The 21,174-nt window shown below is 68.1% G+C and carries 17 protein-coding genes and 6 pseudogenes; 14 read left to right on the forward strand and 9 right to left on the reverse strand.

The window, feature by feature from the left end:
* A partial coding sequence (locus ACT3S3_RS14145) for a hypothetical protein (RefSeq protein ID WP_444626952.1) occupies positions 1–269 on the reverse strand: 269 nt, incomplete at its 3' end.
* Positions 270–323: 54 nt separating this feature from the next.
* Here ACT3S3_RS14145 and ACT3S3_RS14150 point away from each other — a divergent pair.
* Together ACT3S3_RS14150 and ACT3S3_RS14155 are read left to right on the forward strand one after the other, a co-directional pair.
* Positions 324–632: a rhodanese-like domain-containing protein gene (locus ACT3S3_RS14150; protein WP_441579125.1), complete on the forward strand. Its 309-nt coding sequence runs from the start codon at positions 324–326 to the stop codon at positions 630–632.
* Between the two features lie 118 nt (positions 633–750).
* Positions 751–1,194, forward strand: a pseudogene (locus ACT3S3_RS14155) (MarR family winged helix-turn-helix transcriptional regulator); the annotation flags it as partial.
* Positions 1,195–1,396: 202 nt separating this feature from the next.
* On the opposite strand, the gene ppk2 reads toward ACT3S3_RS14155, so the two are convergent.
* From ppk2 to ACT3S3_RS14170, 3 genes and pseudogenes are all read right to left on the reverse strand, one after another.
* Entirely contained in the window at positions 1,397–2,317 is a 921-nt protein-coding gene (ppk2, locus tag ACT3S3_RS14160) for a polyphosphate kinase 2 (protein ID WP_301444006.1), read from the reverse strand.
* A 195-nt stretch (positions 2,318–2,512) separates the two neighbouring features.
* On the reverse strand, positions 2,513–4,162 hold the full coding sequence (gene groL, locus ACT3S3_RS14165) for a chaperonin GroEL (RefSeq protein WP_301444005.1): 1,650 nt from the start codon (positions 4,160–4,162) through the stop codon (positions 2,513–2,515).
* A gap of 164 nt (positions 4,163–4,326) precedes the next feature.
* Positions 4,327–6,035: pseudogene (locus tag ACT3S3_RS14170) on the reverse strand (sensor histidine kinase).
* Between the two features lie 170 nt (positions 6,036–6,205).
* Between ACT3S3_RS14170 and ACT3S3_RS14175 the strand changes: the two are divergent.
* The 3 pseudogenes from ACT3S3_RS14175 to ACT3S3_RS14185 form a co-directional block, all read left to right on the forward strand.
* Positions 6,206–6,511: pseudogene (locus ACT3S3_RS14175) on the forward strand (response regulator); the annotation flags it as partial.
* Positions 6,506–6,593, forward strand: a pseudogene (locus tag ACT3S3_RS14180) (DNA-binding response regulator); the annotation flags it as partial. The pseudogenes ACT3S3_RS14175 and ACT3S3_RS14180, both read left to right, overlap by 6 nt.
* A gap of 224 nt (positions 6,594–6,817) precedes the next feature.
* Positions 6,818–7,093: pseudogene (locus ACT3S3_RS14185) on the forward strand (winged helix-turn-helix domain-containing protein); the annotation flags it as partial.
* An 89-nt stretch (positions 7,094–7,182) separates the two neighbouring features.
* Here ACT3S3_RS14185 and ACT3S3_RS14190 read toward each other — a convergent pair.
* On the reverse strand, positions 7,183–8,682 hold the full coding sequence (locus tag ACT3S3_RS14190) for a glycosyltransferase family 2 protein (RefSeq protein WP_441579498.1): 1,500 nt from the start codon (positions 8,680–8,682) through the stop codon (positions 7,183–7,185).
* A 165-nt stretch (positions 8,683–8,847) separates the two neighbouring features.
* On the opposite strand from ACT3S3_RS14190, the gene ACT3S3_RS14195 reads away from it, so the two are divergent.
* Together ACT3S3_RS14195 and ACT3S3_RS14200 are read left to right on the forward strand one after the other, a co-directional pair.
* Positions 8,848–10,272, forward strand: a complete 1,425-nt coding sequence (locus ACT3S3_RS14195; protein WP_441588342.1) for a M20/M25/M40 family metallo-hydrolase — start codon at positions 8,848–8,850, stop codon at positions 10,270–10,272.
* Positions 10,273–10,476: 204 nt separating this feature from the next.
* On the forward strand, positions 10,477–11,100 hold the full coding sequence (locus tag ACT3S3_RS14200) for a hypothetical protein (RefSeq protein ID WP_301443579.1): 624 nt from the start codon (positions 10,477–10,479) through the stop codon (positions 11,098–11,100).
* A 266-nt stretch (positions 11,101–11,366) separates the two neighbouring features.
* Here ACT3S3_RS14200 and ACT3S3_RS14205 read toward each other — a convergent pair whose 3' ends face one another.
* Genes ACT3S3_RS14205 through ACT3S3_RS14215 form a run of 3 tightly spaced genes read right to left on the reverse strand, consistent with a single transcriptional unit; the run spans position 11,367 to position 13,701 of the window.
* Positions 11,367–12,548 (reverse strand): glutamate--cysteine ligase, encoded by a 1,182-nt coding sequence (locus ACT3S3_RS14205; protein ID WP_301443512.1) that lies wholly within the window; start codon positions 12,546–12,548, stop codon positions 11,367–11,369.
* Between the two features lie 24 nt (positions 12,549–12,572).
* Positions 12,573–13,412, reverse strand: a complete 840-nt coding sequence (locus tag ACT3S3_RS14210; protein WP_444614980.1) for a LytR C-terminal domain-containing protein — start codon at positions 13,410–13,412, stop codon at positions 12,573–12,575.
* A 52-nt stretch (positions 13,413–13,464) separates the two neighbouring features.
* The gene (locus ACT3S3_RS14215) at positions 13,465–13,701 is read right to left on the reverse strand and encodes a DUF3263 domain-containing protein (RefSeq protein ID WP_301443514.1); all 237 of its coding nucleotides are present in this window, start codon (positions 13,699–13,701) and stop codon (positions 13,465–13,467) included.
* Between the two features lie 134 nt (positions 13,702–13,835).
* Between ACT3S3_RS14215 and ACT3S3_RS14220 the strand changes: the two genes are divergently transcribed.
* The 6 genes from ACT3S3_RS14220 (at position 13,836) to ACT3S3_RS14245 (ending at position 20,110) form a co-directional block, all read left to right on the forward strand.
* The gene (locus tag ACT3S3_RS14220) at positions 13,836–15,161 is read left to right on the forward strand and encodes an MFS transporter (protein WP_441579501.1); all 1,326 of its coding nucleotides are present in this window, start codon (positions 13,836–13,838) and stop codon (positions 15,159–15,161) included.
* 29 nt (positions 15,162–15,190) lie between these two features.
* A complete protein-coding gene (locus ACT3S3_RS14225; RefSeq protein ID WP_444626953.1) occupies positions 15,191–15,826 on the forward strand; it encodes a peptide deformylase in 636 nt (211 codons plus the stop codon).
* The gene (locus ACT3S3_RS14230) at positions 15,819–16,958 is read left to right on the forward strand and encodes an N-acetylglutamate synthase, CG3035 family (protein WP_441579502.1); all 1,140 of its coding nucleotides are present in this window, start codon (positions 15,819–15,821) and stop codon (positions 16,956–16,958) included. Before ACT3S3_RS14225 ends, ACT3S3_RS14230 begins: the two co-directional genes overlap by 8 nt.
* 63 nt (positions 16,959–17,021) lie before the next feature.
* The gene (locus tag ACT3S3_RS14235; protein WP_301443518.1) at positions 17,022–17,798 is read left to right on the forward strand and encodes an exodeoxyribonuclease III; all 777 of its coding nucleotides are present in this window, start codon (positions 17,022–17,024) and stop codon (positions 17,796–17,798) included.
* Between the two features lie 74 nt (positions 17,799–17,872).
* Positions 17,873–19,387: a cardiolipin synthase gene (gene cls, locus ACT3S3_RS14240; protein WP_441579505.1), complete on the forward strand. Its 1,515-nt coding sequence runs from the start codon at positions 17,873–17,875 to the stop codon at positions 19,385–19,387.
* 129 nt (positions 19,388–19,516) lie between these two features.
* Entirely contained in the window at positions 19,517–20,110 is a 594-nt protein-coding gene (locus ACT3S3_RS14245; protein ID WP_301444249.1) for a MarR family winged helix-turn-helix transcriptional regulator, read from the forward strand.
* 80 nt (positions 20,111–20,190) lie between these two features.
* Here the strand turns inward: ACT3S3_RS14245 and ACT3S3_RS14250 are convergent, their stop codons facing one another.
* A complete protein-coding gene (locus tag ACT3S3_RS14250) occupies positions 20,191–20,412 on the reverse strand; it encodes a hypothetical protein (RefSeq protein ID WP_441579504.1) in 222 nt (73 codons plus the stop codon).
* A 31-nt stretch (positions 20,413–20,443) separates the two neighbouring features.
* Here ACT3S3_RS14250 and ACT3S3_RS14255 point away from each other — a divergent pair.
* Positions 20,444–21,174 (forward strand): annotated as a pseudogene (locus tag ACT3S3_RS14255) (IS6 family transposase); the annotation flags it as partial.

The raw sequence follows: 21,174 nt of genomic DNA on the forward strand, positions 1-21,174 counted from the left end.
GTCGGCGAGCGGACCTCCTCCGCCCAGGCATCCAGCGTCACAACATCGACACCACCGTGGTCCCCGTCGGTGACCTCCGCGAACACCAGGAGAAACGATTCGGTGTCACCGAGCGACGGCAGCGGATACCCGTCATCCTCGATCATCCAGGTCGCGATCTCCACCGGCAGTGTCCGGTGACCGGCGGGCGCGGGCTCCGGCGGTGGTACTGCGATACGTTGCATCTCCACGCGGAGCTCCGCGGCCGCTGTTGCCTCGTCGTCTGCCATGGCATCGACACTACCGGGATGCCAGCCACCCGCCTCTGCGTACACTGGGGCACCATGAGTGATTTCGAGACAGTGACACCGACCGACGTCCCGGCAGGGGCACAGCTCATCGACATCCGTGAGCCGGACGAGTTCAACCAGTGGCACGCCGAGGGCGCGACGAACCTGCCGCTCTCCGAGCTCCAGGCCCGCTACGGTGAGTTCGACCTGGACCGCGACATCTACCTGATCTGCCTGTCCGGCGGGCGTTCGGCGAAGGCCGCTCAGTGGCTGGAGATGAACGGCATCGACACCATCAACGTCGGCTCCGGCACCATCGGCTGGCGCGACGCGGGACTGCCGATCATCGGCACCGAGGGTTAGCAGAGGGTTAGGCCGGGGCCGGCACCACACCGGTCAACCCGGCGGGAACATCCCCGCCGCGATAGCGGGGGACCCCCATAGTTCGTACATCCCATTCGACACCCGTTAGGGTGGGGACATGCCGGATACCGCGAACCTCCCCAGCGAGCTCCTGAAGTCGCCGTCCTTCCAGCTCGAACGGCTGCGCCGGCGTACCCGCACGTTCGTGGAGACCGCACTGATGTCCGAGGGGTTCAACCTCCGGGAGTACTGGGTGCTGACCTACCTGGTCGACGGGGACGCCGCCAGCCAGGCGGAGCTGGGCGAGATCATCGGGGTGGACCGTTCCGACATGGTGCGGCTGGTGGACTCGCTGGAGAAGCGCAAGCTGGCCAAGCGGGACAAGGACCCCAACGACCGTCGCCGGCAGATCATCTCGGTGACGAAGAAGGGCCGCAAGGCCCAGCTCGTCCTCTCCCCCATCGTGCAGACCGCCGAGGACGACGCCCTGGACGAGTCGACCTCCAAGCAGCTCAAGCACCTGAAGAAGCTCGCGAAGTCGATCATCGCCGCCGAGGAGGACGGCGAGGAACTCGACGGCGTGGACATCGACGAGGACGGCGAGGTCGGAGGGCTGAACGCGGACGCGAAAATCCCGGCAGCCGAGGGGGCTACCGGGAGTTCGAAGAGCGCCAAGGACGCCAAGGGCGTGAAGGACGCAGCGTCCGCCTGACGCCACCGGCGGGCGTCGCCGCCGCGGCAGGCGCCGCCGCGGCGACGGTGCGTCAGTCGCCGATCTGGTCGCGTCCGCGCTTCACGATCCGGGGGTCCGGCTCACCGACCACGTCGTAGTCCTTGCCGGTGTAGTTGAACTTGCTCAGCACGTAGCGCATGGCGTTGAGCCGTGCACGCTTCTTGTCGTTGGACTTGATCGTGATCCAGGGCGACTCGTTGGTGTCGGTGTAGCGGAACTGCTCCTCCTTCGCCCGGGTGTAGTCGTCCCACTTGTCCAGGGACGCCAGGTCCATCGGTGAGAGCTTCCACTGCCGCACCGGGTCCACCTGGCGGATGGCGAAACGGGTGCGCTGCTCCTTCTGCGTCACCGAGAACCACAGTTTCGTGATGCTGATCCCGGAGCCCATGAGCATGTTCTCCAGCATCGGCACCTCCCGCAGGAACTCGGCGTGCTGGTCGTCGGTGCAGAACCCCATCACGCGCTCCACACCGGAACGATTGTACCAGGAGCGGTCGAAGAAGACCGTCTCGCCGGCGCAGGGGAAGTTCTGGATGTAGCGCTGGAAGTACCAGGACGTGGACTCACGCGGGCTGGGCTTCTCCAGCGCGACGGTGCGCGCACCACGGGGGTTGAGGTGCTCGTTGAAGCGCTTGATCGTGCCGCCCTTGCCGGCGGCGTCGCGTCCCTCGAAGAGGATGATGTGCTTCTGACCGGTGTCCTTGGTCCAGTTCTGCCACTTCAACAGCTCGATCTGGAGGGAGCGCTTGGTCGTCTCGTACTCCTCGCGGCCGATGCGCTCACTGTAGGGGTAGTTCTCCCGCCACGTGTCCACGCGGTGGCCGTCCGGCGTGATCAGGACCGGATCGTCCTCGTCCGAGTCGTCCACGATGTAGCCCTCGGTGGACGCCAGGTCGACGATGTGGAAGTCCTGCTCGGCCGCTGCACCCTGATCGCCACTGTCGTTGGTCATGTCCCCCATCGTAGTGCGTCACAGACGTCCCCACACGACGCCGCCACCAGATCACCCCCGGTCAGAGGAGGTCGGGGGTGATGATGTGGCGCATTGCCCCGGACACACGGAAACCCCGCCCCCGGGGCCGCAGAAGAGTCGCGGTCCGGGGGCGGGGTTCGCCCATGTCAGCTCACACGGGGAGCGGCGGGTGGATCAGAATCCGCCCATGCCACCCATGCCGGCCATCTCGTCGGCACCGGCGCCGGCAGCCTCAGGCTCCGGCTTGTCGGCGACGACAGCCTCGGTGGTGAGGAAGAGGCTGGCGATGGAGGCGGCGTTCTGCAGTGCGGAACGGGTCACCTTCACCGGGTCGGAGATGCCCGCGGTGAGCAGGTCGACGTACTCGCCGGTCGCGGCGTTCAGGCCGTGGCCCGCCTCGAGACCGGAGACCTTGTCGACGACCACGCCGGGCTCGAGGCCGGCGTTGAAGGCGATCTGCTTCAGCGGTGCGGACAGGGCGGCCTGGACGATCTGCACACCCGTGGCCTCGTCACCCTCGAGTCCGAGGTTGCCGTCCAGCACGTGGGCGGCCTGCAGCAGCGAGGCGCCGCCGCCGGCGACGATGCCCTCGTCGGCGGCAGCCTTGGCGTTGCGCACGGCGTCCTCGATGCGGTGCTTGCGCTCCTTGAGCTCGACCTCGGTGGCGGCACCGACCTGGAGGACCGCGACGCCGCCGGCCAGCTTGGCCAGACGCTCCTGCAGCTTCTCCTTGTCGTAGTCGGAGTCGGCGCTGTCGATCTCCTGACGGATCTGACGGACGCGGCCGGCGAGCTGCTCGGAGGAGCCTGCGCCGTCGACGATGGTGGTGTCGTCCTTGGTGACGACGACCTTGCGGGCGGTACCCAGCAGCGGCAGGTCGGCGGTCTCGAGGGAGAGGCCGACCTCCTCGGCGATGACCTGGCCACCGGTGAGGATGGCGATGTCCTGCAGCTGCGCCTTACGGCGGTCGCCGAAGCCCGGGGCCTTGACGGCGACGGACTTGAAGGTGCCGCGGATCTTGTTGAGCACCAGGGTGGACAGGGCCTCGCCCTCGAGGTCCTCGGCGATGATCAGCAGCGGCTTGCCGGACTGCATGATCTTCTCCAGCAGCGGCAGCAGGTCCTTGACGTTGGAGATCTTCGAGGAGACCAGGAGGATGTAGGGGTCCTCCAGGACGGCCTCGCCGCGCTCGACGTCGGTGGCGAAGTAGGCCGAGAGGTAGCCCTTGTCGAAGCGCATGCCCTCGGTGGTCTCGAGGGTGACGCCGAAGGCGTTGGACTCCTCGACGGTGATGACGCCGTCCTTGTTCAGCTGGCCGTCGCCCACGGCGTACATCGCCTCGGCGATGAGCTCGCCGATCTTCTCGTCCGCGGCGGAGATGCCGGCGGTCGCGGCGATCTGCTCACGGGTCTCGATCTCCTTGGCGCCGGCGAGCAGTGCCTCGGTGACCTTCTCGACACCGGCCTGGATGCCGCGCTTGATGCCCATGGGGTTGGAGCCGGCCGCGACGTTACGCAGGCCCTCCTTGACCAGGGACTGCGCCAGCACGGTGGCGGTGGTGGTGCCGTCGCCAGCGACGTCGTCGGTCTTCTTGGCGACCTCCTTGACGAGCTCGGCACCGATCTTCTCGTAGGGATCCTCGAGGTCGATCTCCCGGGCGATGGTGACACCGTCGTTGGTGATCATCGGGGCACCCCACTTGCGCTCGAGCACAACGTTGCGGCCCTTCGGGCCGAGGGTGACCTTCACCGCGTCGGCGAGGGTGTTCAGACCCTTCTCCAGACCGCGGCGAGCTTCCTCGTCGAATGCAATCATCTTTGCCATGTGGCTCTTGATCCTCCGTTGTAGAGATAGGAGCGACACGTTCGGATCAGGTCCAGCGCCCGCGACGGCACGGGAGGACGCATGCCGCGACGTCCACCCTCACTACACCTGAGTGAGACTTGAAATCTGTTGTTCTTCGTTCTGGCACTCCACTAGAGCAAGTGCTAACTCCCGTTTCTAGCAGTCTCCCCCGCCGAGTGCAAGGTAGCCGACGGGATCCGCACCGTGAACGACGTGCCCTCACCCAGCGTGCTCGCCACCGTGATGCCGCCGCCGTGCCCGCGGACGATCGCGTTGGCGATCGTCAGCCCGAGCCCGAGACCCGGGATCGCGGATTCCTTGACCTCCGAGTTCCGGAAGAACTGGTCGAAGACCCGCAGCCGGTCCTCCTCCCCCATCCCCGACCGGTGTCGCTGACGCAGACCTCCAGGCCGTCCCCGACCGTCCGGCAGGTGGCGGTGACCGTGTCGCCCGACGACGAGTACTTGACGGCGTTCGTGATCAGGTTGTCGAAGACCTGGTGCATGCGTGCCGGGTCGAACTCGCCGTGGAGCCCCGTGGTCGTGGCGTCGACGAGGGAGACCCCGGCGGACTCGGCGAAGGGCTTCGCCGACTCCAGACTGGAACGGACGACCTCGGCGAGGTCCGCCGTGCGCGGCCGCACGGACGGCCGCGCCGCCGACTCCAGCAGGTCCGAGACCCGCAGCAGGAGCCGTTCGGCGTTGCGCTCCACCACCTCGAGGTTGGTCCCGAGCTGCTCCAGGTCGGGCTCCTCCCCCGACACCTCCTCCAACGCCAGGTCGACGTAGCCGAGGATCGACGTCAGTGGCGTACGCAGCTCGTGACTGACCCGGCGCAGGAAGTCGTCCTTGGCCTTGAGCGCCTCCATGAGTTCGGTGACGTCGTTGAAGACGATGACCGAACCGGCGGACGCCCCGTCCTGGTCCTGGATCGGCTTCGCCGACACCGACATCGCCCGCAGGTAGCTGTCCCCGATCCAGATGAGCTGGTTGGCCACCTCCTCACCCTCGATGGCCCGGCGGACCGGGCGGTCCCCGGCGGCGAGCAACGTCGTCTTGTCCGCGTCGAAGATGAGCAGCTCGTCCTCGCGGGGAACGCCCACCTCCCTGGGCCGTGCCAGCTGGTGCAGCTGCCTCTGGTGACTGTTCATCAGCATCTCCCTGCCGTCGCCGTCGACCACCACCACCCCGGTGGGGACCGCCTCGATGACGGTGTCCAGCAGGTGCGCGCGATGCTGGCTCTCGGCGGCGACGGCCCGCAGCTCCCTGTCCTTGACCCTCAGCTCCCGTTGCTGGGTGTGGATGCTCTCGCTGACGCTCGAGGTGAAGACGCCGACCACGCACAGGATCGCCGGGACGAGGACGAGCCCGAGGATCGACGTCGCCGTGAGTTTCACCTCCGCCAGGAGGATCGGGTTCCAGACGATCAGCAACGTCGCCGCCAGATTCAGGACGTGGATCCACCGGTGTCCGTGGAAGATCCAGGAGATCCAGAAGACCGGGAAGACGGCGATGAGACTCAGGCCCGTCAGGCTGTCACTGCCGCCGGCGCGGAGGAGCGCGATGGCGAGGAACTGCAGCAGCGGGGTGAGCCAGTTCAGCAGTTCGGAACGGTGCCGCAGCGACGGCAGCGAACTGGGGACCCTGGTCAGCACGGCGACCACGATCCCCGCGAGGAACAACGGGTCCTTGTAGAGCTGCGGCAGAACGGCCGCCGCCAGCACCAGGACGAAACCCACGGTGACGAGGAAAGGTCGTTGGTTGATGATCGCGCGCTCAGCGGCGTCGAATTCCCGCATACGGGAATTCGAGGTGCCGAGTGTGGGAATCAACCAGGGCATGATGGTCATCATAGAGCTTCTCTCACGTCCTGGCCATGAGGAACGCCCCGGCGCACTGCACGGGAAATACCGCCGCAGTCGACCGGACGTTCACCAGGGCACGGGATCGTTTCGTAGGATAGAATGCGACGTGCGAAACCTAAATGACTAGCCAACAAATCTGAACATCGGGAGTGGTCCGAATGGCTCATCGCCGTGACAGCCAGGAGGCCGCGGGAACAGCGGTGGTTATCGAGGACGACCCCGATATCCGGGACCTGATCTCCTCGGTTCTCCAGCAATCCGGGTTCCAGGTCCACGTCGCCTCGGACGGGGCGACCGGAGTCGACGCCGTGGAGCGGTACCGTCCCGACATCACCACCGTCGACCTGGGACTCCCGGGAATCGACGGCTTCGAGGTCGTGCGGCAGATACGCCTGCTCAGCGACTGCTACGTCATCATCATCTCGGCGCGGACCGACGAGGTCGACACCCTGATGGCGTTGAACACCGGGGCGGACGACTTCATCACGAAACCCTTCCGCCCCCGTGAACTCCGGGCGCGGGTGACGGCGATGCTCCGCCGCCCACGCACCGCCACGGAGGACGGCGAAACCGCCGAATTCCACGGGGCCGCTGAAACCGCCGAACCCGGGGCACACGCCGCGCCCGCCGTACCCGCCGAAATCACCGAGACAATTGCCGTGGTGCCGGAGCGTCCAACCCCGTCGGACGGTTCGCAGGTCCTTTCCCACAACGACGTCCGCCTCGACCCCGACACCCGGACGGTGAATGTCGGCCCGGAGGAAATCGTCCTCACCCGGACCGAATTCGAGCTCCTGCACACGTTGTTGTTGAGCGGTCGCCGGGTCCGCACCAAGACCGACCTCGTCCGGCACCTCCGGGCGGAGGACCCGACGGGTTCCGCCGCCTACGTCAGCGAGGCCGACGAGCGTGCGGTGGAGGTGCACATCGGCAACCTCCGCCGGAAGCTCGGCCGCGGGGAGGCGGCGGGTTCCGCGGCGTCCCCGGGCGCCGTCATCGAGACGGTCCGCGGCGTCGGCTACAAACTCGCCGCAGCGTCCTCCTGACCTGAACGCACCGCGCCGGACGCCCCCAGCGCCCCGGCCGCGGTGTGCGGCGGCCGGGGCGTCCTGCCCTGCTCTCGTCGTATCCACGGCTAGACGGTGAAGCCGTGGTGGCGGCGGACCGCCTTGCGGAGCATGAAGAAGGTCATGACCATCGTCGTGATGTACAGCAGCGGCCACCCCAGCGACAGGATCGCCGACTGCACACCGGCCGGCTGCTGGAACCACGCGTACATCGCGCCGCCGACGATCAACGCCGCCACCACCAGCGGGGCGAGGAAGGCGGAACCACGGCCGCCCTCCGCCTTCGCCTGCGCCGCCCAGTTGTCGGTCTGCGCCTTGCTGAAGAACTTCGCCCAGGCCCGGATGAAGTGGCCCATGCGGATCCACAGGTAGATCTCCGAGGGGAAGAAGAGCAGGGCGAACAGGATGTCGCGGGCCGTGTGGCCCTTGATCGACATCGCGATCCTGAGGTTCAGCACCACCGAGACCGCCGGGGGGATCAGCCAGATCGGGCTGAACACGAAGGCGTCGATGCTCAGCGACGCGGCGAGCAGGAGCAGGAACCCCAGGCGGATGAGGATGTTGCCCAGCATCGAGATGTTCTCGAACCACCGCAGCCGCAGGTTCGGGTGGAACGGCTGGCCCGCGGTGGTCGACCGCTGGCCCGGCCACATCAGGTCGATGGCGCCGAAGTTCCACTTGACCTGCTGTCCGTCCAGCGCGCGGACGGTGTACATGCCGCCGACGAAGGCGCGTGCGGTGGCGCTGATCTTCGTCGCCGCCCCGATGCTGCGCAGCTGCAGTGAGAGCAGGGAGTCCTCGACCTCGCTGTCGCGCACCCACGGGGTGGCCTGGCGGTTGGCCTCCATCACGTCCTTGAGCGCCTGCATGGAGAACAGGGAGCACTGCCCGCCCAGCACCGCCATGTTGCGCCCACGCAGCAGGTTGTCCATGGTGAACGCCGCGAACTGCGCGCGCTGCCCGGTGGTGAGGAAGGAGGACACCACGCCGCGGCTCGACGCGTGGTCCACGGTGTAGATCGCGGAGATGCCGCCGATGCGGGACTCCGAGCGGGCCTCCTGCTCGAGACGTTCCACGGTGTCGAACTCCAGGATCGTGTCGCCGTCCACTCCCAGCAGGTAGTCGAAGCTGTCGCAGACCTTCGCGAAACCGTAGTTCAGGGCGCCGACCTTCTTGTCGGCGTTCTCACCGATGTCGTGGACGAAGACGTAGGTCGAGTAGGTCTCCACCGTGTGCCCGGGCCCCTCGTCCGCCTGCAGGTGCTCACCGGCGTAGCTCCGGGCGATCGGGAAGGTGCGGTCGGTGGTGTTGTTGATGACCACGTGGACGACCTCCGGCGGGCGCGACTGTGCGAGCAGGGAGTCCAGGACGCCGGCGATGGAGTCCTCCTCGTTGTACGCCGGGATCACGCAGGCGATGGAGGTGTGCGGGCGGGTCTGCGACACCGAGCCCTGCGACGTGACGGTCACGAAACCGTTGTCGGTGGTCTCCACGATCTTCTCCTGCACGATCTTCTCCTGCGCGGGCATCGCGACGGGCGGGTCCAGGTGGGTCTGGGTGGTGGTCATCGGATTTCCTCTCTCCGGGTGGCTGTGAACTCATTCTGAACGACCGACCTCAAGGAACGGCCCCGCCTTCCCGCAGGTTTTCCGCAAGAAATCACCGTGGTCCCCCGGACGCGTCGCGTAAGCCACCCGGACGGCGCCGGAAGCGAGCGGACTAGGCTGGTGGACATGCCTGAGAACACTTCGACCGCCTTCTCCGCCGAGATCGCCCGCGCCGCCGTCACCGAGCAGATGCCGTGGCTGCAGCAGGCGCTGACCGACCTCGTCGCCTTCCGCTCCGTGCACTCCACCCCCGGCCTGGAGGCCGACAACGCCGACGCCGCGCGCTGGGTCGCCGACGCCTTCCGCGCCGAGGGCGTGCCCGTCGAACCGCACACCACCTCCGACGGCTCCGTGTCCGTCATCGGCGTGCGCGAGGCCGCCGAGGGCTGGCCCACGGTGCTGCTCTACTCGCACTACGACGTGCAGCCCGCCAGCGACGTCGAGAACTGGACGTCCTCGCCCTGGGAGCTCACCGAGCGCGACGGGCGTTGGTACGGACGCGGCGCGGCGGACTGCAAGGGCCACGTCGTGATGCACCTCGCGGTGCTGCGCGCTGTCAACGCGCTGCTCGACTCCGGTGACCTGGACGACGCCACCGCCACCGCGCTGCGCAGCATCGGTGTGCGCGTCGTCGTCGAGGGCTCCGAGGAGCGCGGCGGCTACGGCCTGGAGGACCTCCTGGCCTCCGAGCCGGAGCTCTTCGCCGCCGACACCTTCCTCATCGCCGACTCCGGCAACGACGCCCTCGGCGTCCCCGCGGTCTGCACCGCCCTGCGCGGTACCGCGCCGGTCACCGTCCGGCTGCGCACCCTGGAGCAGCCCATGCACTCCGGCCAGTTCGGCGGTGCCGCACCGGACGCCCTGCTCGCCCTCGTCCGGCTGCTCGCCACCCTGCACGACGACGACGGCCTCGTCGCCGTCGACGGGCTCACGTCCGACGCCCGCTGGGAGGGACGCGGCCCCGACGAGGCCACCTTCCGCACCGACGCCGGCGTCCTCGACGGTGTCGACGTCCTCGGTGCGGCGCAGGGCCTCAACCCCAACGACCTCACCATCTCCCGCCCCTCGATCACCGTCACCGGCCTGGACTCCCTCTCCGTCGCCGACTCCGTCAACGCCGTCGTCGCCGAGGCCGGCGCCGTGGTCAGCCTGCGCATCCCGCCGGGAATGGACCCCAAGGTCGGGCAGGACGCACTGGTCAAGCACCTGGAGGAGCACGTCCCCCACCACGCGCGGATCAGCATCGAACGCCAGTCGCTGGCGTCCCCGTTCTCCGCGGACACCTCCGGGCCCGCCCTGAAGCTGCTCGCCCAGGCCCTGGCGGACGCCTACGACGCCGAGGAGACCGCCGAGATCGGCTCCGGCGGCTCGATCCCGCTGAGCAACGCCCTGCTGGAGCGCTACCCGGACGCCGAGCTCGCCCTGTTCGGCATCGAGGAGCCGTCCTGCCGCATCCACTCCGCCGACGAGTCCGTGGACCCCACCGAGATCGCCGCGATCGGCACCGCCGAGCTGCTGTTCCTCGCCCGTTCGGGGGCACTGTCCACCTAGGGTTCAGGGCCCGTCCACCCCGGGGTTGCCCTCGGACAGTGATGCAGATAACATCATCGCCATGATCAACACCCTCAAGCGAGTAGCCCACCCGGGTGGAGGCGCGGACTGACCCCTCCACCACGGGGAAGTCACGCTACTCGCAGGCTGCTGCGTCGGTCCACATCCCACCGACGGTAACCAGCACAAAGGGAAGACCCACTGATGTTCGAGTCACAGGACAACCGGATGCCCACCACCACGATGATCCGCTTCGCACGGACGGACGACGCCCGCGACGAACGCCTCACCCCCGTCTACACCAGCCGCCCCGGTGTGCGACGCTCCACCGCCGTCACCTACCGGGAGGGCAACCCCACCCGCCTGGAGAAGCGTCGCAGCCGCGTCTTCGCCGAGGACCCTTTCCGGGCCCGCTTCGGCCACCGCCTGCCCGCCGGGATGCGCCAGGAGGCCCGCGGCATGGAGTGGCGCAAGTTCGTCGCCACCTACGCCCCCGCCACCTACCGGGTCGAGTCGATGACCACCACGCGGCGTCCCGCGGGTCGGCGCTGCTTCGACATCACGCTGACCGGCCTGCGGGAGGACGCCGGCACGCAGGTCTCCATCACCTCGATGGGCGCGGCGTCCGCCATGACCCAGATCCTCGCCGACCACGGTCGACGCGTGGAGATCCTGGAGTTCCACCAGTACGACATCTTCGAGGCCACCGTGACCTTCGTCTTCGCGCAGCACGAGACGAAGAAGGTGTGGGCCGTGGGCTTCGGTGCCGACCGTGACCTCTCCATCGCCAGCGCGCTGACCTCCGCCGCCGGCCGGCTGCACGGGTAGAGCGCGCCGAGCACTCCCGCTCTCCATTCCCCGCTCCGCCATTCCCCGCGGATGCGGAATAGTCGCCCTCCCAGGTAGGCAATCACCCCGATTCGCTACCTGGGAGGGTGATCGCGCTACATCACCGCCGCGCGAGGGTGCGGTCGGCCCCAGGACCGGCACATGTCCGGACCCCGGGCGCCTCCGCCCCGCCCTCCTCCCCCACAACGCAGAGCGAACACCCTCCCAGGCAGCATTTCAGCCCGAAACCCTGCCTGGGCGGGCGACTATTCCACCGAGCGCTTCAGCGTGTCCACCGTGAGGTCCACCGCGGCGATCCATGCCTCGGGCTGGGTGAACCCTTCCTCCGCGCCCACGTCACCACGCGTGCGCACACCAGGCTCCAGCGCGGCACCGGCCTCGCGGGCCGCGGCACGCTGCAGGGCGTAGTCGCCACCGCGTTCCATGATGCCCCGGACGTCCCGCAGGGTGTCGGCGCAGCCGAACTCCTCCGCGATGGGTGCGAGCACGTCGAGCCAGTCGGCGATGTCCTCGGTGATCCAGCGTTCCGTGGTCTCGCGGTCGGTGATGATCAGGGCCTCGAGGCCGTAACGGGCCGCGCGCCACTTGTTCTCGGCGACGTGCCAGTGCTGCAGACTCGGCAGGTCGCGTCCTGCCTCCCACTCGCGTTCGTAGTGCACGACCAGGCAGTGGATGAAGGCGCTGATGGCGCCGACCTCGCGGATGTCCATGGTGGCGTCGGCGAAGCGGACCTCCACCGTCCCGTACTTGGAGGGGCGCACGTCGAAGTGCATGGAGCCGGTGTGGTTGATCACCCCGGAGCGGTCCTGGTCCTCGTTGAAGGCCTCCCACTCGTCCCAGTCGGCGAACTGGTAGGGCATGCCGGCGGTGGGGAGCTGCTGGTAGAGCAGGGTGCGGTTGGAGGCGTAGCCGGTGTCGAGCCCCTCCCACGCCGGGGAGGACGCCGAGAGTGCCAGCACGTGCGGGTACTGCGTCATCACGGCGTTGATGATGGGCCACACCCGGTCGCGTCCGCCCACGCCGACGTGCACGTGGATGCCCCAGATCAGCATCTGGCGTCCCCAGTACTGGGTGCGCTGGATGATCTCCTGGTAGCTGTCCTTCTCGCTGAGGATCTGGTCGCCCCAGTGCGCGAAGGGGTGCGTGCCGGCGGAGAACACGCCCACGCCGAGGTCGTCGGCCACGCTGAGGATCTGCGTGAGCTGTTCGCGCAGGTCCTCGACGGCGTCGGGGATGGTCTTGTGCACGCCGGTGACCATCTCGACGGTGTTGGCGAGGAACTCGCGGGTGACCCGGTGGCCCGGGAAGCGTTCGTCGAGCGCGTCGACGAGTTCGGGGGCGCGGGGCACGAGGTCCCTGGTCCCGGGGTCGACGAGGGCGACCTCCCACTCGATGCCGACCGTCGGGGCGGAGGACGGAAATTCCATGGGGAGGATGTTACTGCATCACGGTCACAGCGGGCCGGTCAGCACGACGACCACGCCGTCGGCCTTCGGTCCGTTGCGCACGTCGGCCTCGCCGAAGCGGTTGTAGTAGTCCGGGTTGCCGGCGGCGGCGGAGATCCCGAGATCGCCGGCGACCTGCTCGGCGGCGGCCTGCGACTGTGCGTTGCCCTCGGGGTAGTAGACGCGCGACTCCTCGCTGATGCCGTCGATGCGCCCGCGCAGGTTGCCGTAGCCGATGTTGGTCCACTGCTCGCCACGCAGGCGGTCGGCGGTGGACTGGGCGACGGGCTCGCCGCTGTTGTTCAGCACGGTGACGGATGTCGCCGCGCGGTCGACCTCGCCGGCGGACGGCTCGTCGCCGGCACCCTCAGCGCCGTCGTCGCCGGACGCCGCACCGTCAGTGCCGTCCGCACCGTCAGTGCCGTCTGCACCGTTCTCACCCTCCGCGCCGGACGCTGCGGCGTCGTCGGACGCACCGGCGTCCGCGCCGTCCTGCGGGGAGGACGCCGCGTCGGAGTCAGCGTCGGACGCGTCGTCCTGCCCGGCGGACTGACTCTGCGTCGCGCCGGCGGTGTCGGTCTCGTCGTCGTCCCCACCGACGACGGCGTAGATGCCCCAGGCGATCAGGATCACGGCGACGGCGGTGAGCACCATGGCCAGCCCGCGCAGCGGCGGGCCACCGGTACCGCCGGCGGCACCGGCCCCGCCGGCGGCACCAGCACCGGCCGCACCGGCACCTGCCGCACCGGCCTCGGGGTCGATGGCGTAGTCGTCGTCGTAGGCCGTGTCCGGGTTCGGGTCGTAGACGGAGTCGTCTCCGTGTCGGGGTCCGCTCTGATCAGTCACGCCCCAATACTAACGACAGTCACACCCGTCACGTCCACACGACACCCCGGATTCAGTCGCCCCTGCGCCGCAGCAACGTCCTGACCACCACCGGGGCCACGTCCAACGCCTCCGGACGCGAGATCAACGCGTTGAGTTGCTGGTAGTAACGCACCGGAGTCACGCCGAAGCGACGTCGGATCTCCTCCCCCTTCGCCCCCTCGTCGCGCCACCACAGCGACTCGAAGTCGAGCATCTCGCGTTCACGCTGCGAGACACCCACCCCCGTATCTGCACTCTGTTCCTCCACGGTGAATCAGTTTAGACGAGCGGGGATGGTAGTTTCACCTCATCATGGCGTCACTGTTGCGTACAGTACTGCTGCCAGGACGAACGACCCGCCGGTGAATCGTCCCCATCCCGGAGAGACCCAGAGAGACATACATGAGCACCTCCCCGTCCACGACCGAACGGTCCGAAGCCCCACAGAAGCAGACACCGGAGCAGAAGCGCGTGCTCGCCGGCACGCTCGTCGGCACCACGATCGAGTGGTACGACTTCTTCATCTACGCGCAGGCCGCGGCCTTCGTCTTCGCCCCGCTGTTCTTCGCCCCGATGGGCGACTCCCCGCTGGCGCAGGTGGTCTCCTGGGCGACCATCGGCATCAGCTTCCTGTTCCGCCCCCTCGGGGCGGTCATCGCCGGCCACCTCGGTGACCGCTACGGACGCAAGATGGTCCTGGTCGTCACGCTGTTCGGCATGGGCGTGGCCACCGCACTGATCGGCCTGCTGCCCACCTACGGGACGATCGGGGTGGCCGCACCGCTGCTGCTGATCCTGCTGCGCATCCTGCAGGGACTCTCCGCCGGCGGCGAGTGGGGCGGGGCGGCCCTGATGGCCGTCGAGCACGCCCCGCGCGACAAGCGCGGCGTGTTCGGCTCCTACCCGCAGATCGGCGTCCCGCTGGGCCTGATCCTGGCGTCGTCCTTCATGTTCCTGCTGACCAGCAACATGTCCGACGAGGCGTTCCAGAGCTGGGGCTGGCGCATCCCGTTCATCTCCTCGGTGGTGCTCATCGCCGTGGGCTACCTGATCCGCCGCGCCGTCGACGAGTCGCCGGTGTTCCTGGAGATGCAGGCGCGCCGCAAGGAGGCCTCCGCACCGCTGGGAAGCCTGTTCAAGAACCACTGGCGCCGCGTGCTGCTCGCCGCCCTGATCTTCGCCGGAAACAACGCCGCCGGCTACATGATCATCGCCTTCTTCTCGTCCTACAGCTCCAACGCGCTGGGCATGCCGAAGTCGCACACCCTGATCGCCACGCTCATCGGTGGTGTGTCCTGGCTGGTGCTCACCATTTGGTCCGGGCGGGTCTCGGACAAGATCGGACGCCGCGAGACCTTCATGATCGGCTACGCGCTGATCGCGGTGTGGGCGGTGCCGATGTGGTTCTTCGTCGACAAGGGCGAGCTGCTCTGGCTGGTGCTGGTGATCGTGGTGCTCACGTTCGGGCTGGCACCGTCCTACGCCCCGCAGTCGGCGCTGTACGCCGAGATGTTCCCCGCGGAGGTGCGCTACTCCGGCACGTCGATCAGCTACGCCCTGGGCTCGATCCTCGGTGGCGCCTTCGCCCCGATGATCGCCCAGCTGCTGCTGGACTCCACGGGACGGTCCTGGACGATCGGCGTCTACCTCGCCGCCATGGCGATCGTGTCGGGTATCGCCGTGTGGCTGGTGCCGAAGTCCGTGGAAAAGTGTGACCTGAGCGTGTGACGTCGCGCGGGGCGGTTATTCTGGAGCACATGTCAGTTCTCCCCGTCGTCATCTGCGGCGACCCCGTCCTCCACAACCCCACCGAACCCGTCGACGAGGCGGAGATCGGCGGCGAGCGCTTCCAGAAGCTGGTCGCCGACATGTACGAGACCCTGGAACGCGCCCACGGGGTGGGCCTGGCCGCGAACCAGGTCGGCGTGGCCCAGCGGTTCTTCATCTACGACTGCCCCGACATCGACGGGCCGGACGGCTCACGCAAGCCCGCCGAGGAGGTCGCCGCCCAGGGCGGCCCGATGCGCCGCGGCTGCGTGATCAACCCGGTGCTGGAGACCTCCACGATCCCGGAGACCATGCCGGACGAGGAGGACGACGTGGAGGGCTGCCTCTCCGTCCCCGGCCACGACTTCCCCACCGGACGTGCCGACTGGGCACGCGTCACCGGGCTCGACGAGCACGGCGAGCCGGTCAGCGTGGAGGGCCACGGCTTCTTCGCCCGCTGCCTGCAGCACGAGGTCGGCCACCTCGACGGCTTCCTCTACATCGACACCCTCATCGGCCGGAACAAGCGTGCGGCGAAGAAGACCGTGAAGCGCGAGGGATGGACCGTGCCCGGCAACTCCTGGACCCCCGGGGTGGACCCGGACCCCTTCGGCCACGATGACTGAGCAACCTGACACCTCCTGGTCCGGCGCCCACGCCGGGGCCGTCGCCCCGTCCGTCACGGGCCTGCCGTTCCCGGTCTCGCGACACACCGACCCCGCCGGGGTGCGGGCGGGGGTGCGCGCCACCGTCCGGCGCCTCGTGCGTTCGGGCACAAACGGCGCAGGACGCCCCGAGATGAATCCGGCGACGGGCCGTCCGCTCGTCACCGACGTCATCGGAGTCGTCGACTCCGTCGACCCGCTGCGCATGCGCACGGCGGCCGGGGAGGTGCACGAGATCGCGGCGTCCGACGTGGTGGTTCTCAAGACGCTGGCGGACCGTCCGGTGCGCACCTCCGACATCCGCGCCGTCGAGGCGGCCACGGCCGCGGCGTTCCCGGGCATCACCAACGACACCGTCGGCGGCTGGCTGATGCGCGCCGGCGACGGCATCACCGAACGCTCCAACTCGGCGGTGCCGCTGGGCCCGGAGACCGGCACCACCCCGGTGCCGTTGGAGCGGATCCGGGAGTTCTACCGCGACCACGACCTGCCGACGCGCATCCTGCTGCCCGACCGCGTGGCGCGTCCGGCCGAGCAGTTGGCGGGGCTGCCCGGGGCCACGTCCGGCCCGGAGATCATCGTGATGACCCGGAGCCTGGAAGGTGAGCTGCCTGAGCTGCCCGACGTGCCCGGTGTGCAGGTGGAGTTCTCGGTGGACGACGAACCCGACGACGAGTGGCTGAGCCTCTACCACTTCCGCGGCGAACCCCTCCCCGAGCACGCGCTGCGCCTGCTCGCATCGCGCATCGACGGCACGCTCGGCTTCGCCCGCCTCACCGTCGACGGGCGGCTCGTGGCCGTCACCCGCGGCACCGTCACCGCCGGCGGACGCGAACAGCACCTCGGCTACTCCGCCGTCGAGGTCGACCCGCGGTGGCGCCGTCGCGGCCTGGGACGCCTCATGGGCACCGCCATGCTGCACTGGGGCCGCGAGCACGGCGCCACCCGCAGCTACCTGCAGGTCATCGCGTCCAACGACGCCGGACTCGGGCTCTACCGCTCCCTCGGATTCGCCGAGCACCACCGGCACCGCTGCCTCACGCTGGACGGTCCCGACACCCCTGCAGCCATAAACGACACGGGCCGAAGGTAAGGCGACCTTCAACCCGGGGTGGACCCGGAGTGAATCCCGCCCGAAAAAGATATGGTGTAGGGCATGAGGATCGCCAGCTGGAACATCAATTCCGTGCGCACCCGGGAACAGCGCGTCCGGGACTTCCTGGAACGCTCGGACGTGGACGTCCTGTGTCTCCAGGAGACCAAGTGCACCGACGCGCAGTTCCCCGACTTCTCCGACCTCGGCTACGAACACGCCCACGCCGGGGAGAACGCCTGGAACGGCGTGGCGGTCCTGTCACGGGTCGGTCTGGACGACGTGCGCACCGACTTCGGGCAGCCCGGCTTCAGCAAGGATCCCGCCGAGGAGCCCGTCACCGAGCCGCGCGCCGTCGGTGCGGTGTGCGGCGGCGTGGAGGTGTGGAGCCTCTACGTGCCCAACGGGCGGGAGATCTCCGACCGGCACTTCACCTACAAACTGGACTTCCTGGACGCCCTGGCGTCCTACCTGGAGACGGGGAAGGACGGCGCGGCCGTGCCGGTGGTCGTGGTCGGCGACTTCAACATCATCCCCACCGACGAGGACCTGTGGGACCGCTCCTGGTTCGAGGGCAAGACGCACGTGACCCCGCGTGAGCGCGCCGCGCTCGAGGCGGTCCGGGAGCGCGGCGGCATGACCGAGGCCACCGCCGACCTCAAGGGCACCTACTCCTACTGGGACTACCAGGCGATGCGCTTCCAGAAGAACCAGGGCATCCGCATCGACCTGCAGTACTGCCGCGGCGTGGAACCGTCCTCGCCCTCGGTGGACCGGGACGAACGCAGCGGCAAGGGTGCGTCCGACCACGCCCCCGTGATCGTGGAGTACGCGCTGTGAGCGCCCTGGCGGTACTGGCCGCCCCGGACCTCGTGCTCGCCTCCGACTTCTGGGACTTCTTCACCCCCGACAGCATCGGCTTCCCCCTGTTCGGCAACGTCGTCGGCGGCGGGCTGGAGTGGTGGCAGTGGGCGCTGGTGCTGCTGGACTACACCCTGAAGTTCATCGCCCTGGGCTACGTGCCCTCGCAGCGCAAACCCACCAGTGCGATGGCCTGGCTGCTGGCGATCTTCCTGATCCCCTTCGCCGGCATCATCCTGTTCCTGTTCATCGGCTCGCCGTACATCAACCGGCGGCGCCACAAGATCCAGAACCAGGCGAACGAGCTGATCCGCACGGTGAGCCACGACGAGCCGGACGTGCCCGCCGGTTTCGAGGTCACCGACGAGATCCGCAGCATGATGCACCTCAACCGTCACCTCACGTCCATGCCGGCGGCGACCGGCCGGATGGTGGCGCTGCACTCCGACTACGAGACGTCGATCAAGGCCATGGCCGAGGCGGTCGACAACGCGAAGAACTACGTGCACGTGCAGATCTACATCACCTCCTGGGACGACACCACCGGCGTGTTCTTCGACGCGCTGGAACGCGCCGTGCAGCGCGGTGTGAAGGTGCGCCTCATGTTCGACCACGTGGGCAGCTGGAAGTACCCGGGCTACCGCAAGCTCGGAAAGCGACTGAGCTCGATCGGGGTCGAGTGGATGCTGATGCTGCCGCTGAAGCCGCTGAAGTGGCGCTTCCGCCGCCCGGACCTGCGCAACCACCGCAAGATCGTGGTCGTCGACGGGCACACCGCCTTCATGGGCAGCCAGAACATGATCGACTCCAGCTACATGATGTCGAAGAACCAGAAGGAGGGCCGCCACTGGATCGACGTGATGACCGAGGTCACCGGCCCGATCGTGATGAGCCTGGACACCGTCTTCGCCGTCGACTGGTTCACCGAATCCAAGGAGGAGCTCGACCTGCTCTCCCCGTCGCAGGCGACCCGCTGGCTCAACGCCAACAACGCCCCCGAGGTCCCCGACTCCGGAGACGAGATCCTGCAGGTCATCCCGTCCGGCCCCGGGTTCACCACCGAACCGAACCTGAGGCTGTTCACCTCCTTGGCACACCACGCCAAGGAACACCTTGTCCTGGTCAGCCCCTACTTCGTTCCGGACGAGTCACTGCTGGACGCGGTGACCACCGCCGCCTACCGCGGCGTGGAGGTCGAACTCTTCGTCTCGGAGAAGGCCGACCAGGCGATGGTGGACTACGCGCAGTCGTCGTACTACGCGGAGATGCTCGAGGCCGGCATCAAGATCTACCGCTACCCCTACCCCGCGGTGCTGCACTCGAAGTACGTCATCGCCGACGAGGAACTCGCGATCATCGGCTCGTCGAACATGGACATGCGTTCCTTCGGACTGAACTACGAGGTGACGATGCTCGCCGGGCACGGTGACCTGCTGGCGGCGATGATGGACGTCACCGAGGTCTACCGCGCCGACTGCAAGGAACTCACCGGTGAGGAGTGGGGGAACCGGCCGCTGATGAGGCGCTACGTCGAGAATGTCGCCCGCCTTACGTCCGCGCTCCAGTAAATGGCTTACAATGTCATAAACAATAGGTCTTGGAAACTACCACGGTGCCGGACGGGGTCCGATAGCGTGGGAGCGGACAGGACCGAGATTCACGACAGAAGCTAGCCTGTAGCGGACAAGGAGCCCATCATGGCCAAAGACATCCGGGACACCGCAGACTCCACCGAGTCCGCCGATGACTTCGCCGACTTCGTCAACGACCTCGGCTCGGACCCGGTCCAGGACCAGATCCGCGGTCACCGCGCCCCGGAGATCCTGCCGGAGATCGACGTCGCCGAGATCGCCACGGCGGTCTACGACTTCCTCTCGGCACTGCGCCGCCTGATGGACCGTCCGAACCACAAGCTCGCGATCTCGCAGTCGGAGATCGAGGTCCTGCACTTCATCGCCCAGCACCCGGGCTGCGGAGTCTCCGACATCGCCCGTCTGCGGTTCCTGCGGGCGTCGAACGTCTCCGCCACGGTGCGGCGTCTGATCAACTCCGGACTGGTGCTGCGCCAGGCCAACGACCAGGACCGCCGGGCCCAGGACCTCTACCTGTCCGACGAGGGCATCGAGATGCTGAACTCGATCACCGACGAGTGGGCGATGCTCATCGCCCGCGCGGCACGGCGGATGGACGGCCGCGACCTGGCGAAGCTGCGCCGCGGCGTACCCGCGCTGCGTAACCTGTCGATCGCCGCGGAGAGCCTGATCGAGGACATCCAGCGCAGCCGGAACTGACACTGGCCCTGGCCCGCACGTCTGGCCCCTGTACCTGGGAGGGTGCGGGGGTCGTCGTGTGTGTGCGGTCGGTGAGGGTCCTAGTCGGGTGGGACTTCGGGTCCGTCGGGCTCTTCTGGGTCGTCTGGGTCGTCGAAGGTGAGGGGTCTGTCCGGGGCGTAGGCCTCGGCCAGCGGGCCGGTGGCACGGGTGGTGTAGCGCGCCCCGCCGGGGCCCTGCCACTCAATGGTGAACCCACCGTCGGTGGTGGAGCACGTCCACACCCCGGCGGTTTTCAACCGGTGGTGCGGATGCTGTTGCAAAGTTGGGGATGGCACGTGAGGATCAGGGATCATGAGCATCTTCTCCGGGCGCCACTTCCCCCCCCCCCCCCCCCCCAAGAGGTCATCCTGCAGGCGGTGAGGTGGTACTGCCGCTACGAGGTGCTCTAGCGCGACCTGGAGGAGATGCTGAGCGAGCGTGGAGTTCCGGTGGATCACACCACCATCTACCTCTGGGTGCAGAAGTACAGCCCGGAACTGGATAAACGTGCCCGCCGGTACCGCCAAACCTCGCTGTTGGTCTCTGTTTCCTGAAGCGTGGATGAAACCTACATCCGGGTCGGCGGAAAGTGGTGCTACCTCTACCGAGTGGTGACCAAGGACGGTCGGACCCTGGACTTCTCCATGTCCACCCGGCGTAACACGGACGCAGCGACTAGATTCTTGGGAAAAGCGCTGCGCAGTGCTGGTCACCGCGGTCCTGACAGTGGCCCCCGGGTAATCTGCACGGACAAGGCACCCACGTACGCCGCTGCTGTAGCGACGCTGGTCAAAGACAAGAAGATGTCGACAACAGCGGAATACCGGCAGGCGAAATACCTCAACAACGTGATCGAGGGTGATCACGGCCGGCTCAAGCGAATCCTGGGCCCCAAAGGTGGTGGCTTCAAGACCCCGGTGTCGGCCTACCGGACGCTACAGGGCATGGAGGTGATGCACGCGCTGCGCAAAGGCCAAGGAGCGGTGTTCGCCTTCGGTCAGCCGAACGCGGATGCGGTGATCGTCGCCAAGGCCTTCGCCGGC

Origin of the sequence: Corynebacterium sp. AOP40-4SA-5 (assembly GCF_052377355.1) — a bacterium.
GTDB lineage: Bacteria > Actinomycetota > Actinomycetes > Mycobacteriales > Mycobacteriaceae > Corynebacterium.